Below are 13257 nucleotides of genomic sequence, written 5' to 3' on the forward strand. Positions count from 1 at the left end.
CCGCCGCTTAAGCAGCAGGGTTCAGTAAGGAAGTGGGCAGATCTCATGGCCACCAACGGGCACTTTTCATGGCCGTCAGTGGGCAGTTCCGTGGCCGCCTATGGGCAGTTTTTCATGGCCGCTAACAGTTTTGGTCAGCGATTGCAGCGCAATCGTCCATAGCTTCGAAATACGTTACGAATGCAGCGTTAGTGAGCGTCGCCGAGGTGATCTCTAACGCGGCCTCCGTCGAAGGCGCGGGGTCCGTGTTGTTTCAGTTCAGAACGACAAGTCACAGCCAACCGCGGTCCCGGGCTACCCTCGCTGCGTCGTGCCGGGTCGGTGTCGCGGTTTTCTGAGTGGCGTCCGAGAGGTAATTTCGAACAGTGCCAGATGCAAGGTGCAGTCGCCGAGCGATGTCCTTGACCGAGTACCCCTCGCGTGTCTCCCGTAAAACATCAGCTTCGCGCGCTGTCAGGGGTGAGTCATCGACAACCGAGGCCTCAAAAACATCGTGTGCTATCCAGCGATCGCCGTTATTGACTTTGCGGATCACTTCGGCGATCTCTTCCGGGTCAGAACTCTTACTCATAAAACCCAGCACCCCGAGCTTGAGTGCTCGCCGGAGGACGCCCTGCCGAGCATGCCGGGTGAGCATCAGTACGCGCTGTCCGGCATTCTTGGACATAATCGATTCGACTGCATCCAAGCCGTCCATCTCAGGCATCTCCAGGTCGATGACGAGTACATCTGGAAGGTGCTCAAGCGTCGCCGTCACGGCCTCGCGACCGTTCTCCGCCTGCGCCACGACACTGATCGTCCCGTCAAGAGTAAGGACCGCCGAAAGTGCCGTCCGCAACAAATGCTCGTCATCGGCCAGAATGATCCTAATCGGACCCGCCTTTTTCATCGTATGTCCTCGATCCCCGTAGTTTTGCGTTCGGGATCAATCCGAGCGGAAACGATAAACTTATCTGCCGATTGTTCGATCCACAGCGCGCCACCCGCGCCCTCCACTCGATCCCGTAGCCGAGCAAGACCCCTCAGGGTAGAGCCACCCGCATCGGCTGCGCCGTCGTTGATGACTTCGACAGATTTCGGCGAGGCACTGATCGTGACGAGGGTTGGACGCGCATGGCGGAGCAGGTTAGTAGTAGCTTCCCGCAGAACCTGTGCTAAGAGAGGATCCGCGGCATCCCCGCCCGCGTTGTCGAATCTCACCTCGACCACCACGCCAGCTGCCTCGACGAGACTCTTCGTGTTCTCGAGCTCAGCCAACAAATTTAGCTTGTAGCGCGCATATGTCAGCGCTCTCGTCTCCGCAATGGTCTCGTCGACGAGGCGACGGATCTCGCTGAATTCCACATCGGCTCGGTCGGGATCTGTGTGCACCACGCGTCGGCCCAAGGCGGCTTTCAACTTGATGACATGAAGCGAATGGCCCTGAATGTCGTGAAGGTCCCCGGCGAAGCGCATTCGCTCGCGGGCGGCCGCAAGCTCAGCCTCGGTCTCCTGAGCGCGTTCGAGTCGCCGCACCACCTTCCAGGCCTGTTCACTGAGCAAAATCACCGCGACGATAAAGAGCGTGCCGACAGCTGGAAGCACAAGATACTGGGCCGCGAGCACCCAACTGGCTGGGTGGAAAACAAATGAGCTCGCCCCCACCGCGGTGACCGACAACGCGAACGCGAAGATCCACAACCGCCATCTTCGTGTCCGCGCAAGCAGGAGCGCACCGATAAGCGCCACTGGTACAAAACCGATCGGGCTCGATGCGGTCAGTGAACCAATAATCCACGACGCTGTGGTGAACATGAGCGCAAGGATTGCCTGGCGCGGGTACCCATCCAAACTCCACTTGCGCAGCAGAGCAAGAGTGACGAGGAATCCTACGGCGACGAGCAGAGCTTCCGACCAAGATGTTGCAGTGAACACGATCCCGACAATGCTAAGAGGCGCAATCGCCACTACAGCGCTAACCATCGCCACCCTGCGCATCCGTGTGATGCTTGGAGCCTCATCCTTCGCGTGATCGTCGATGGTTAGCTCCGATTCTCGGCTTCCTGCTGCTTGATCGCACGACCGACCGGGCGTTTTGCGATCATCGCCACGATGCCGAGCCCAAGAGCGACATACTGCAACGCAGAGTTCTGAATGAATCCTTCCACGATATTCGCTGGAAGTGTCATGAAGAGGCCAAAATCAAAATAGAAGTAGCCAATGTAAGCAAGGAAGACGGTCGCGCCGAAGACAATGACCGCACTCAGCGCAAGATCGAAGATTTTCATGGACTCCACGATCCCGTGCACGCGGCGTCGACGGTAGTGACGCCGCGTCACATCAATGTGATGACGCCTCGCCACTGCAAGCGCATCGAAACCTAAGATGTGATGGGTTACATGACACCTATAGCCACCATCCAGGTCCATGCACCGTCACCGCTCTGGCGGCGCCCCTTTACAATCATCCGCGAAAACAAGCGCGCCTACCTCGTACTCAACCTTGCCAGTTACGGACTGGCAATCATCGGTTTCTTGATCGGACTAGCCTTTCCTGCACTCAGTGCGGTGCAGGTGACGTCGTTGGAACAAGACGGCACTGCCGAAATCGTGCGTGGGCTACTCAACACCCCGCCGCTTTTTGCACTGATAATTCTTGGCGTAAACGTCTTCCGGCTCAGCCTGCTGACCATCGTGCTTCCGTCGCTCATCGTGCCGTTTGCTGGACTCGCACTCTTCGCGTACTGGGCAGTCCAGGTAGGTATCACACTCGCGCCGTCGACCCCGGAGGGATGGGTCTCGCTCATTCCTCATTCTCTGACCTTCGTCATCGAACTCCAGGCCTATGTGCTCTTTGCCCTCGGCGCTTACCTCATCGGAAGAAGCTGGATGTTTCCGCGCAGAAACGCGGCGCAGAGCCGTCGCAAGGGCTATCTACAGGGCTTGAAGCAGATCGGTCTTCTGGCGCTCCCCGCACTAGTGCTGCTCATCATCGGTGCCGTGTGGGAGGCGTACTCGATCCGGTACTTCGTCTACCCGCTCCAACAACTACTGCTGTAGCTCCCCTTGATGCCCCGCCGGAGCGTGCCTTCTGGCCGACAGACGTTGAGATGCCCGAAGCTATCGGAGCCTTTCCTGAGACGATCGTCCTGCAAAGTGAGCTAGACCCGCTCGCACCGTGGATCGCCCCGTTCTGGACTTCCTTCTGGGAGATGCTGACCGGCCCGGTTCCCTGGTCGTCCCTGCGAAGTCTTTGCCGCTGGAAGAGCAAACGTTCGAGCAGTGGGCTCCGCTCGGACTTAGGGGGGCCGGCACGACCCTAACTTCACCGATCCGCTGTCTATTGCTCCTACCGGCATGCGTTCGATCAATGGCGATTGACACCGCGATGCTCCACGCGTGCGACTGGCAACGAAATCAACCCACTGAAAGATGGCGAAAATGACGGACCTAGAAGCGTTGACCAGGCTCGAGAATGCGATCAACTCCCATGACGCCGAGAGCATCGCCGCATGTTTCTCCGCCGGCTATGTTTCAGAGACCCCTCATCATCCATCGACGAATTTTGAGGGGCGCGTGATTGTGCTGAGCAACTGGACGGCGATGCTCACCCGATTCCCGGACCTTAAGGCACGAGTTCTGCGTCATGCGGTGAACGGCGACGAAGTGTGGTCGGAATGGGAAATGACAGGCACTGCGGCCGATGGTATTTCCGCGGGGATCGTCGGCCCCGTCATCTGGCGAACCGATGCTTCTGGCCTTGTGTACTGGGCGCGTTTCTATCTCGACCCTGTAACCGAAGATCCAATCAGGCCTTCTGACAACGATTCCGAGCTCCTCACTTGATCGAACCACACTCTCTCACCAAACGTTTTGGCGATAAGACTGCCGTAGACGGTATGAACTTCACTACGCGTCCGGGCCTGGTGACCGGCTTCCTTGGGCCCAACGGCGCTACGAATCGGACAGATATCCTTCCAGAACGTTGGCTCGCAGTCTGAGTTCGAACGCCCCCATGTCTCAACGGATTCGGGGCGCTCGAACTCCAACGAGAGCGTCAGCGCGGATACAGTGCAAATGGGGTTACTGTTGTCGGGTAACCTACGATGTGTAGGTTTTTTCCTAGTATGCATAGATTCCGTGTTGTCGGGTCACTGATGGAAGGTTGTTGCCGTGCGCAGGGGGGTAACCAAAGCGGGTTTAGCTTTAGCTGGTGCCGAGCTCGCTGATCAGATTGGTCTTCAGGGCGTGACTGTTGCTGCACTTGCTCGTCACTTTGACGTGAAGCCAGCAAGTTTGTATTCTCACGTCCTGAGTACCGCGGACCTAAAGACCGGTGTCGCACTTCTGGCTTTGGAAGAACTCGCAGATCGCGCGTCTGATGCCATTGCTGGTCGCGCTGGCAAGGACGCTCTCATGGCCCTTGCCGATTCCTTCCGCGATTACGCCCGGGACCATCCCGGGCGTTTCGCTGCCACTGAGTTGAGACTCGACCAAGAGAGCGCAAAGAAAAGCGCTGGATGGCGTCATGCCCGGTTCCTGGGGGCAATTATGCGCGAATATCGGCTCACCGAAATCAACCAGGTCCACGCCGTGCGATTGTTCGGGAGCACGATCCGAGGCTTTATCGCTTTGGAAATGTCGGGGAGTTTCGATCACAGCGCTCCAGACGCTGAGGAGAGCTGGTACCGCATCCTCGAAACTCTCGACGCCACTTTTAGTCATTGGCCTGGCCAATGAATTCCACTCCACTGCCCACGGAAGGACACCGGTTGTCGTCTCAATCCTGGATCATCACCCCTATCACTGCGGATATTGTCCGCGGCGCGCTAGAACTTGAGCACACCGAACGGGGCACCTTGTTCCACCGGCTGCCCTCATGGGCGCGTGCACAAAGTACTGATCCTCAGCTAAGAATGGTCGAATCCCAGCCCTCTGGAGTACGCCTGGTCTTTCGATCCTGTGCCACAGCAATCGAACTCGATGTCCACCGGACACGGACGACCTATGCCGGCTTCCCGCAGCGTCCAGACGGGATCATCGAGCTCATGATTGATGGCAACCTCACCGCGCATATCACCACATCGGGGGGCACTACTTCCACCATCGACATGGCCACTGGGGCAACTGCGCAGATAACGGATCCGATGCTCACCGTCCGGTTCGCCGAGCTCCCCGGGCACGCGAAAGTTATAGAAATTTGGCTTCCCCACAACGAGAATCTTGAGATCCTTCAGTTACGCACTGATGCCCCTCTCGAACCAGGGAGCGTACGGCATCGGCCGGTATGGCTTCATCACGGTAGTTCCATAAGCCAAGGCTCGAACGCCACGCGCCCGAGTGAAATTTGGCCAGTAAGAGCGGCACGCCTCAGTGATGTCGAGCTGATCAACCTCGGTTTTGGCGGTAGCGCCCTTCTGGACCCCTTCATGGCCAGAACGATGCGTGAGACAGACGCAGACCTCATCAGCGTCAAGATAGGGATCAACCTTGTCAATAACGACCTGATGCGGCTGCGAGCATTCGGGCCCGCAGTTCACGGTTTCCTCGACACCATTCGCGAGGGTCACCCCGACACTCCCCTTCTGGTCATTTCACCGATCTATTGCGCCATCCATGAAGACACCCCAGGCCCGGGAGCCTTCGACATGGATGCTCTGGCAGAGGGAACCATCACATTTCGGGCCGCCGGCGCCCCAGCAGAACGAGCCGCAGGCAAGCTAACCCTCACCACCATCCGCGAGTCACTAAGTACTATCGTCGAGCAACGACAAAAACAGGACCCCCACCTTTTTTACCTCGACGGACTCGAACTCTTCGGGAGCACTGACGCCCAGGAATTCCCCCTACCCGATGCCCTGCACCCGAGCCCCGCAGCACATCGATTGATCAGCGAACGCTTCACACAAATGGCGTTTGAGAACAACCAGCCCTTTGGCACCCCGACGCGCCAAAAACCACGACATTAACAACCATCCAACCCCACACCCCCACAGCATTCCATGGCACCAACGACAACTGGTCAAAAGAACCCCAGACACGTGCCGTCACCGGCCACCGACTCGACGATGAAGTCCACTGTCATCCCGTGAAACGGGCTTACTTGGGGGCGGATGGTTGATGGACTCTCGAATCTGCAGGCGGCTGCCACCGATGAGGATCCCTTCCTGTTCGCCCCCGTCTGTCGAGAGTCCACACAACGCTAGTGCTGCTGACAGCGGATCTGAGGCGCGTTTCCGAAGACCCGAGGTACAGTGACGCACCGGTGGATTCTCACCATCCAAGCCCTGCCAGGACGCTGGTTGCCGCTATTGCCACAGCGCTCGTCCAGAGGAAAATTGCGATGACCTGCCAGAAAATAACGCGCTTCTTTGGGATGCCCATACCGACGAAAAATGCTGCGGTAAGCATCGTTGGCAGTGCCAACGGGGCAAGTAGGCTTGCGCCGGGGACCCCGAACTTCACCAGCCAGCGACGTAGCTTCACCTGGCCCTTCGCTCCCCGAGCTGGCTTACTATCGCCATCACCGGCGGGATAGTCGATCACGTCAACGGAAGAGGTGTTGGGCGCCGTGGACGATGATTTGTTTTCATCGGGGGCTCCATGGGGAGTCGGAGTAAAAGTCCCCGTTTCTTGGGCTGATACCGTGCGCGATGCACGATGCACAACAACGCGTTCGCGGACATTAGAACCCAATAGAACGATAGCGATGACGCACAAAATGTTGCCTGTTGCACCAGCTATAGCGGCAATGATCGGGTTAATACCCGCAATGATGCCGAAAGCTGCTGCTCCTTCTCCCTCAATATAAGGGACCGCGCCAGCCAGGGCCACGATTAACGGTTGAAGGATACTCGGTACTTGATCGATGAAGATTTGCAGCCACTCATATGGATTATTCATGTCTTTTCCCTGTTCGGTCTCGGCGCCCGTAGACGACGCCTTTGCCCAACAGTCAAGACTGTGTTCTTACGACAGAGTCAAGCACTACCTCTCCGCTAACCGATTCCTGACTTCTTGCTTTGACCCTGTTCTCGGAACATAGTCTTGAATGGGTTCCTGATCACAGTCGGCCCGCGGCGGTGAAGCAACGGGAAAGGAAACGGACATGCCTTGGAGTACACGCGAGGTAGCCGAACTCGCCGGAACGACTGTGAACACTATCCGTCACTATCACCGGTCAGGGCTTCTCGAGGAACCAGCGCGGATGACCAATGGCTACAAGCAATACGGGGCCCGACATCTTGTTCGTTTGCTGCAGATCCGCCGGCTCCGCGACCTTGGCGTACCACTCGCGCAAATCGAGTCCATAGGTTTTGGCGGGGAACCAACCCACCCAGGGCTGCTGGGAATCGAAGCGGAACTATCCGCGAGCATCACGCGCTTGCAACGTGCACGTGCCGAAATTCGAGCGATCCTGCAGGGCTCCACAACCACAGACCTGCCCGCAGGTTTCGAAGAGATCTCCGGACTCTTGTCGGCTCCGGAACGTTCACTCATGCTCATCTACTCTCAGCTCTACGACGAGGCGGCAATGGCTGACCTCAAACAGATGGTGGAGTCCGAGCCTCGAGAAGACGACGCGAACGAGGAGTTCAATACGTTGCAGTCCGACGCAGATGAGGCCACCAAACAACGACTTGCGGCGACGTTCGCACCTCTTATCGCACAACACCTCGCGGACTACCCCTGGCTGGTGGACCAAAAAGCGCACCTCTCCAAAAGCCCACAAGTCACCCAGGAAACCTTTGTCGAAACCATGACCGAGCTTTACAACGAGGCGCAACTAGAGGTGCTTGCCCACGCGAGCGTCATCGCCACACAGAACCAGGACAAAACAGCCGCAACAGCGAAAGAGCCGATGTACCAAGCAACCGCAGTGACGACGATTCCCGTGACGCATGACCTCGGACTCAGCTCGGGCCCCGGCACTGTGGCCGACGAGTTAGCACCTTTTGTGGACCGCCATTTGCTCGAACGCTCCGACATTTAGGGACTGCCCCGGGTTTGCTTGACTCCTGACTTGTGAGGATTTACTCCTTGCAGCAAGGATGTTCACATGCCCAAGCCTTTCCCCGCTGAGTTCCGTCGTGACGTGGTCGCCGTGGCACGGAAGCACGAAGCCCCGATCTCGCTGTACATCCGACTCTTAGCGCGGGTAGTAGAGACGCTTGCCTCCCGACGCCACCAATAGCAAGCGTCCACGCTCAGCCCGAGTTCGGCCGCAACGGCACGGATCGTGCCGCCTCGATCCAGGCGCCGAAAGAACTCCTCCCGCTCCTTGGCTTTGTACTGCACATTCTCTCTCTCTACCCCTCGGTCGCCCGGCCATCGCACACCCTCACGCTCAGATTTTTGCGACGATGACTGGAATCCAAGCGGTCCGGTGTTCGGTGATGTCCGGCAGCATGGCAAATGCTGCACCAAAGACTGCCAGGAATACGAGGGCCGTAACGGGCAGTCCGCCACGGACCTTTGCGAAGATTGCCGGCAGTTCACGGGCGACGGCGATTTCATGCATCTGCCGTGCGGTAGAAAATAGGGTTGCATTGATTGCGGAGCTCGCCGCCAGCAATGCCCCGAGACTGGCGATCCAGTATCCGGCCGTGCCAAGGGCGGCTTGGCCGGCCGCGGCAAATGCCACCTTCTTCTGCGAAATGATGATTGCGTCGCTGACCAGCATCTGGGCGCCAACCGTCACCGTCACGTACACCAGCGTGACGATGGCGGTCGAGAGTCAGAGCGCCCGCGGCAGTGTCCACCGTGGGCGGTCCAAATCCTCGTAGTCGTAGGAGAGTAGCTCGAAGCCCTCATGGGCGACAAAGATCGAAGCCGCGGCCACGATCACGCCACCTAGCCCCTAGTTGTCCAGCGGCGCCAGCCGCTCCGGTGCGAAGTGCAGGAACCCCACCGTCGAGATCAACGCCAGCACCGCGACTTTGATCAACACGACAATGTCTTCGGACAGCGCCGAGGCGCCCACACCACGGAGGTTGATTCCCAGGAATACCAGCAAGATCAGTGCCGCGAAGCCGTCGGCGAAAATCCCCGGCAGGCCCAGGACGTTTGCCGCATAGTGGCCAAAGGTGAATCCGTAGACTGCCAGGGCGACCAAGTACCCGAACATCAGCAGCCAGGAGATGTATGAGCCAACGCGCGGATAGCCGGCATCCTGCAGGTATACGAACAGGCCGCCGGACCGTCCGGCCCGGGCCGAAAGGGCCGCGAACGAATGCGCCGTGACAATGGCGATGCCACCGCCGATAAGAAAACTACCCACGGCCAGGTGGCCGGCAAGCGCCACGGTGACGCCGAGAACGCTGAAGATACCTCCGCCGATCATGCCTCCGACTGCCATCGCCACGGCATCGCGCAGTCTTAACTTTCCAAGGCCCTTGTTACGCCGCGCGGCGGTTCCGGGACGAAACGCAGCCTTGGGCGGCGAGGATCTGCTGGACATCTGAGCCCACATTCCTTTATGCAGCCACGGTTGGTGCGATCTTGCTAGCCGGCCTCTGGACATTGTGCCCCGCGTAATTCGAATCCGGCAGGGGGTTAGTGCCCTTGTGAGCCCATCCCGGTCCGGCAGGCGCGGCCAAATGCCCGTCACGGGCAGGGTCAAGTAAAGTGGGGACGTGACTTACGAGATTGAGATTGGCCGTGGCAAGCGTGGGCGTCGTGCCTACTCCCTGGATGACATTGCGATCGTCCCCAACCGACGCACCCGCGATCCCAAGGACGTATCCGTCTCCTGGCAGATCGACGCTTACAAGTTCGACATGCCCGTTATTGCCGCGCCGATGGATTCCGCGATGTCCCCGGAAACCGTCATCGCGCTGGGCCGCCTCGGCGGGCTCGGCGTCCTCGACCTCGAAGGCCTGTGGACCCGGTACGAGGACCCGCAAGCCGTCCTGGACCAGATCGGTGCCCTCCAGGACGAGACGAACAGCCCCGCCGTGACCCGGCGTATGCAGGAGCTTTACCAGGCCCCGATCCAGCCCGAGCTGATCACCTCGCGGCTAGCGGAGATCCGCGCCGCGGGCGTTACGGTTGCCGGCTCCCTCACCCCGCAGCGGACCCAGGAGCACTACAAAACCGTCGTGGCGGCCGGCGTCGACATCTTTGTGATCCGCGGCACCACGGTCTCGGCCGAGCACGTTTCGAAGGACCACGAGCCGCTGAACCTCAAGCAGTTCATCTACGAACTCGACGTTCCCGTAATCGTCGGGGGCGCGGCTGGCTACACCCCGGCCCTGCACCTGATGCGCACCGGCGCCGCGGGGGTGCTGGTCGGTTTCGGCGGCGGAGCCACGAGCACCACCCGCCGGGCCCTCGGCATCCACTCGCCGATGGCCTCCGCCATCTCCGACGTCGCCGCCGCCCGCCGGGACTACATGGATGAGTCCGGCGGACGCTACGTCCACGTGATCGCCGACGGCGGGATGGGTTCCTCCGGCGACATCGTAAAAGCTATCGCCATGGGCGCGGACGCCGTGATGCTCGGCAGCGCCCTCGCCCGCGCCGAGGAAGCCCCGGGCAAGGGCTGGCACTGGGGCCAGGAAGCGCACCACCTTGAACTTCCCCGGGGTGACAGGGTCAACGTTGGCACCGTCGGACCCCTCGAAGAGGTCCTTTTCGGCCCCGGCCACCACACCAACGGAACATCCAACCTGATCGGTGCACTGCGCCGTTCGATGGCGACCACCGGCTATTCGGACCTGAAGGAATTCCAGCGCGTCGACGTCGTGGTGTCGCCTTACGCCGGCAACTGATAGCCCCCTGCCCATCCGGTGAAGTTGGAAGTAGTGTGGTGCACTACGAGATTTGATCCGGATGGAGGCGTGACATGAACAGTTTTCCCGGCGGTTCTTCAAAGACCGGCGGTGCCCTGGGGCCCGCGGAACGCGAAGCGTCGCTCGCTGTACTCAAGGGCACCACGGATCCCGGCAAGGAACTGGACATCCTGATCGTCGGCGGCGGCATCGTCGGCACCGGTGCCGCCCTGGACGCCGTCACACGGGGCCTCAGCGTTGGCATCGTCGAGGCAAACGACTGGGCAGCGGGTACCTCTTCGCGGTCCTCCAAATTGATCCACGGCGGCCTTCGCTACCTGGAGATGCTCGACTTCGCCCTGGTTAAAGAGGCCCTGCACGAGCGCGGGCTCATCCTCTCGGTGCTCGCCCCGCACCTGGCCCGGCCGGTACCTTTCCTGTACCCGTTGACAAAACCCTTCATCGAACGTCCATATGTGGGGGCCGGCATTGCGCTCTACGATGCCATGTCCATCTCGACCGGCCAGCAGCGGGGCGTCCCGTTCCACAAGCACCTGAGCCGCCGGGGAACGTTGCGGGCGGCGCCGAGCCTCAAGGATGACGCCTTCGTCGGATCCATCAGGTACTACGACGGACAGGTCGACGATGCCAAGTACTGCGCCAACCTGGTCCGAACCGCCGCCTACTACGGGGCCCACGCCGTGAACCAGATGTCCGTCGTCGCGTTTGTCCGGGAAGGCGAACGGGTGGTCGGGGCGAAGGTGGTCAACCATGAGGACGGCTCCACGTTTAATATCAAGGCCAAGCAAGTCATCAACGCCACGGGCGTCTGGACGGACGAGACCCAGGCGATGGTGACCGACCGCGGCCAGCTTAAAGTGCGCGCCTCCAAGGGCATCCATCTCGTGGTGCCGCGGGACCGCTTCCAGTCCACCGTGGGACTGATCCTGCGCACCGAAAAATCGGTCCTGTTTGTCATCCCCTGGGGCCGGCACTGGATCATCGGGACCACGGATACCGACTGGCACCTGGACAAGGCCCACCCTGCTGCCTCCAGCAAAGACATCGACTACATCCTCGAACATGTGAACAAGGTGCTGAAGCGGCCGTTGACCCGTGAAGACGTTGAGGGCGTCTATGCCGGACTCAGGCCGCTCCTGGCCGGCGAAAACGATTCCACGGCCAAGCTTTCGCGCGAGCATGTGGTGGCCCATCCGGTACCGGGGCTCGTTGTGGTGGCCGGCGGTAAATGGACCACCTACCGGGTAATGGCCAAGGACGCCGTCGACGAGGCAACCCGCAGCATGGACGAACGCGTTGCGCCCAGTTGCACGGAATCCATTCCGTTGCTGGGTGCCAGCGGATTCAAGGCGGCCTGGAACAAACGCAACCGGATGGCCGAGGAAACCGGTGTCCACGTGGCGCGGATCGAGCACCTGCTCAACCGCTACGGGTCCATGGTCCCGGAAGTGCTCGCTCTTATCACCGAGAACCCCGACCTTGGCGAGCCGTTGCCGGGCGCCGACGACTACCTCGCCGCCGAAGCCGTCTACGCCGCCACCCACGAAGGGGCCCGGCATGTGCAGGACGTCCTGACCCGCCGCACCCGGATTTCGATCGAAGCCTGGGACCGCGGTGTGTCAGCAGCGCCGGTAGTCGCTAAACTGATGGGAGATGTCCTCGGCTGGAGCGATGCGCAGCGCGAGGGCGAAATCAAGCACTACCTGGCCCGGGTCGACGCCGAACGGCTTAGCCAGGAGCAGCCGGACGACGAATCCGCCGACGCAGCACGCCTGGGCATCGAGGACATCGTCCCGTTGCGTTGACCGGCAGCATCCGCCTGTGGTCCCAACCGGGGCTGCAGGCGGAACCGCGCCACTTCGAAGGGATACCACTTGGCGGAACCATTGGACCGGTACGACGCCGAGCTCACCACCCCGGAAATGGTGATCCTCGAGATGGACGCCGTGGACAAGCTCGACGCAACAACCCAGCTGGCGGAACGGATGCATGCCGCCGGACGCATTTCCGATCTCCCGGGATTCCTCCGTCACGTCAACGCCCGTGAACACCAACTGGCCACCGGACTGCCAGGCGGCGTCGGCCTGCCCCATGCCCGCAGCGAGTTCGTCTCCCGGACCACCATTGCCGTCGGCATCACCAAGTACGGCAAGGCACTCGATTTCGGCGCCGCCGACGGGCCGGCAACAGTGGTCTTGCTGATCGCGACACCGGCCAGTTCCTTCTCGGAGCATCTGGAAGTGCTGGCCACCCTTGCCAGGTCACTGTCGAAGGAATCGTTCCGCGAATCGCTGCGGCGCGCCTACGACCCCGAAGTCATCGCAGAACTCATCAATTCCAGCCTGGTCTTTTTCGACCACTGAAGATCGGGACGGGGACTTTCGCGCCGACTCCCTCGCCACGCACGGACCGTGCTGCCCCGCTCCTGCGCCGGGTCGCCCTGCTGCCCGTTTCGCTGTTCTACACGCCGACGAAGTACGGTTAAG

General features: G+C 60.4%; 14 protein-coding genes and 1 pseudogene. 9 read left to right on the forward strand and 6 right to left on the reverse strand.

Features of this window, described 5'->3' with window-relative positions; all coding sequences use genetic code 11:
• Positions 1 to 271: 271 nt before the first annotated feature.
• The 3 genes from QMG72_RS15100 to QMG72_RS15110 form a co-directional block, all read right to left on the reverse strand.
• Entirely contained in the window at positions 272 to 889 is a 618-nt protein-coding gene (locus QMG72_RS15100) for a response regulator transcription factor (RefSeq protein WP_283480956.1), read from the reverse strand.
• Positions 886 to 1914, reverse strand: a complete 1029-nt coding sequence (locus QMG72_RS15105) for a sensor histidine kinase (RefSeq protein WP_282359707.1) — start codon at positions 1912 to 1914, stop codon at positions 886 to 888. The genes QMG72_RS15100 and QMG72_RS15105 overlap by 4 nt, the downstream gene beginning before the upstream one ends.
• Before the next feature lie 107 nt (positions 1915 to 2021).
• Entirely contained in the window at positions 2022 to 2267 is a 246-nt protein-coding gene (locus tag QMG72_RS15110; protein ID WP_282359706.1) for a hypothetical protein, read from the reverse strand.
• 111 nt (positions 2268 to 2378) lie between these two features.
• On the opposite strand from QMG72_RS15110, the gene QMG72_RS15115 reads away from it, so the two are divergent.
• The 5 genes and pseudogenes from QMG72_RS15115 to QMG72_RS15135 all read left to right on the forward strand — a co-directional run bounded on the left by QMG72_RS15115 (position 2379) and on the right by QMG72_RS15135 (position 5947).
• Positions 2379 to 3038 carry a hypothetical protein gene (locus QMG72_RS15115; protein ID WP_282359705.1) on the forward strand — a complete coding sequence of 220 codons (660 nt, stop codon included), beginning with the start codon at positions 2379 to 2381 and terminating at the stop codon, positions 3036 to 3038.
• A 381-nt stretch (positions 3039 to 3419) separates the two neighbouring features.
• A complete protein-coding gene (locus QMG72_RS15120; protein WP_282359704.1) occupies positions 3420 to 3824 on the forward strand; it encodes a nuclear transport factor 2 family protein in 405 nt (134 codons plus the stop codon).
• Positions 3821 to 3946, forward strand: a pseudogene (locus tag QMG72_RS15125) (ABC transporter ATP-binding protein); the annotation flags it as partial. The gene QMG72_RS15120 and the pseudogene QMG72_RS15125, both read left to right, overlap by 4 nt.
• 205 nt (positions 3947 to 4151) lie before the next feature.
• Entirely contained in the window at positions 4152 to 4718 is a 567-nt protein-coding gene (locus QMG72_RS15130; RefSeq protein WP_282359703.1) for a TetR/AcrR family transcriptional regulator, read from the forward strand.
• 32 nt (positions 4719 to 4750) lie between these two features.
• Positions 4751 to 5947 (forward strand): SGNH/GDSL hydrolase family protein, encoded by a 1197-nt coding sequence (locus QMG72_RS15135; protein ID WP_282359702.1) that lies wholly within the window; start codon positions 4751 to 4753, stop codon positions 5945 to 5947.
• Positions 5948 to 6251: 304 nt separating this feature from the next.
• Here the strand turns inward: QMG72_RS15135 and QMG72_RS15140 are convergent, their stop codons facing one another.
• A complete protein-coding gene (locus QMG72_RS15140) occupies positions 6252 to 6881 on the reverse strand; it encodes a small multidrug efflux protein (RefSeq protein ID WP_282359701.1) in 630 nt (209 codons plus the stop codon).
• 205 nt (positions 6882 to 7086) lie between these two features.
• Here QMG72_RS15140 and QMG72_RS15145 point away from each other — a divergent pair, with 205 nt between their 5' ends.
• On the forward strand, positions 7087 to 7971 hold the full coding sequence (locus QMG72_RS15145; RefSeq protein WP_282359700.1) for a MerR family transcriptional regulator: 885 nt from the start codon (positions 7087 to 7089) through the stop codon (positions 7969 to 7971).
• Between the two features lie 354 nt (positions 7972 to 8325).
• Here the strand turns inward: QMG72_RS15145 and QMG72_RS15150 are convergent, their stop codons facing one another.
• Complete coding sequence (locus QMG72_RS15150; RefSeq protein ID WP_282359798.1) at positions 8326 to 8703, reverse strand: amino acid permease; 378 nt, start codon at positions 8701 to 8703, stop codon at positions 8326 to 8328.
• A 135-nt stretch (positions 8704 to 8838) separates the two neighbouring features.
• Entirely contained in the window at positions 8839 to 9438 is a 600-nt protein-coding gene (locus QMG72_RS15155) for an APC family permease (RefSeq protein ID WP_282359699.1), read from the reverse strand.
• A 175-nt stretch (positions 9439 to 9613) separates the two neighbouring features.
• On the opposite strand from QMG72_RS15155, the gene QMG72_RS15160 reads away from it, so the two are divergent.
• The 3 genes from QMG72_RS15160 to QMG72_RS15170 all read left to right on the forward strand — a co-directional run bounded on the left by QMG72_RS15160 (position 9614) and on the right by QMG72_RS15170 (position 13134).
• The gene (locus tag QMG72_RS15160) at positions 9614 to 10750 is read left to right on the forward strand and encodes a GuaB3 family IMP dehydrogenase-related protein (RefSeq protein ID WP_226774004.1); all 1137 of its coding nucleotides are present in this window, start codon (positions 9614 to 9616) and stop codon (positions 10748 to 10750) included.
• Between the two features lie 74 nt (positions 10751 to 10824).
• The gene (locus QMG72_RS15165) at positions 10825 to 12576 is read left to right on the forward strand and encodes a glycerol-3-phosphate dehydrogenase/oxidase (protein WP_226774003.1); all 1752 of its coding nucleotides are present in this window, start codon (positions 10825 to 10827) and stop codon (positions 12574 to 12576) included.
• 69 nt (positions 12577 to 12645) lie between these two features.
• Complete coding sequence (locus QMG72_RS15170) at positions 12646 to 13134, forward strand: PTS sugar transporter subunit IIA (protein ID WP_226774002.1); 489 nt, start codon at positions 12646 to 12648, stop codon at positions 13132 to 13134.
• Positions 13135 to 13257 lie beyond the last annotated feature (123 nt).

Source organism: Pseudarthrobacter sp. PH31-O2 (genome assembly GCF_030063265.1).
Lineage (GTDB): Bacteria > Actinomycetota > Actinomycetes > Actinomycetales > Micrococcaceae > Arthrobacter.

Bases quoted from the DNA above. Each gene is read 5' to 3' on its own strand.
- QMG72_RS15115 (WP_282359705.1), top strand. From the start codon at position 2,379: ATGACACCTATAGCCACCATCCAGGTCCATGCACCGTCACCGCTCTGG.
- QMG72_RS15145 (WP_282359700.1), top strand. From the start codon at position 7,087: ATGCCTTGGAGTACACGCGAGGTAGCCGAACTCGCCGGAACGACTGTG.
- QMG72_RS15120 (WP_282359704.1), top strand. From the start codon at position 3,420: ATGACGGACCTAGAAGCGTTGACCAGGCTCGAGAATGCGATCAACTCC.
- QMG72_RS15155 (WP_282359699.1), bottom strand. From the start codon at position 9,438: ATGTCCAGCAGATCCTCGCCGCCCAAGGCTGCGTTTCGTCCCGGAACC.
- QMG72_RS15100 (WP_283480956.1), bottom strand. From the start codon at position 889: ATGAAAAAGGCGGGTCCGATTAGGATCATTCTGGCCGATGACGAGCAT.
- QMG72_RS15165 (WP_226774003.1), top strand. From the start codon at position 10,825: ATGAACAGTTTTCCCGGCGGTTCTTCAAAGACCGGCGGTGCCCTGGGG.
- QMG72_RS15110 (WP_282359706.1), bottom strand. From the start codon at position 2,267: ATGAAAATCTTCGATCTTGCGCTGAGTGCGGTCATTGTCTTCGGCGCG.
- QMG72_RS15140 (WP_282359701.1), bottom strand. From the start codon at position 6,881: ATGAATAATCCATATGAGTGGCTGCAAATCTTCATCGATCAAGTACCG.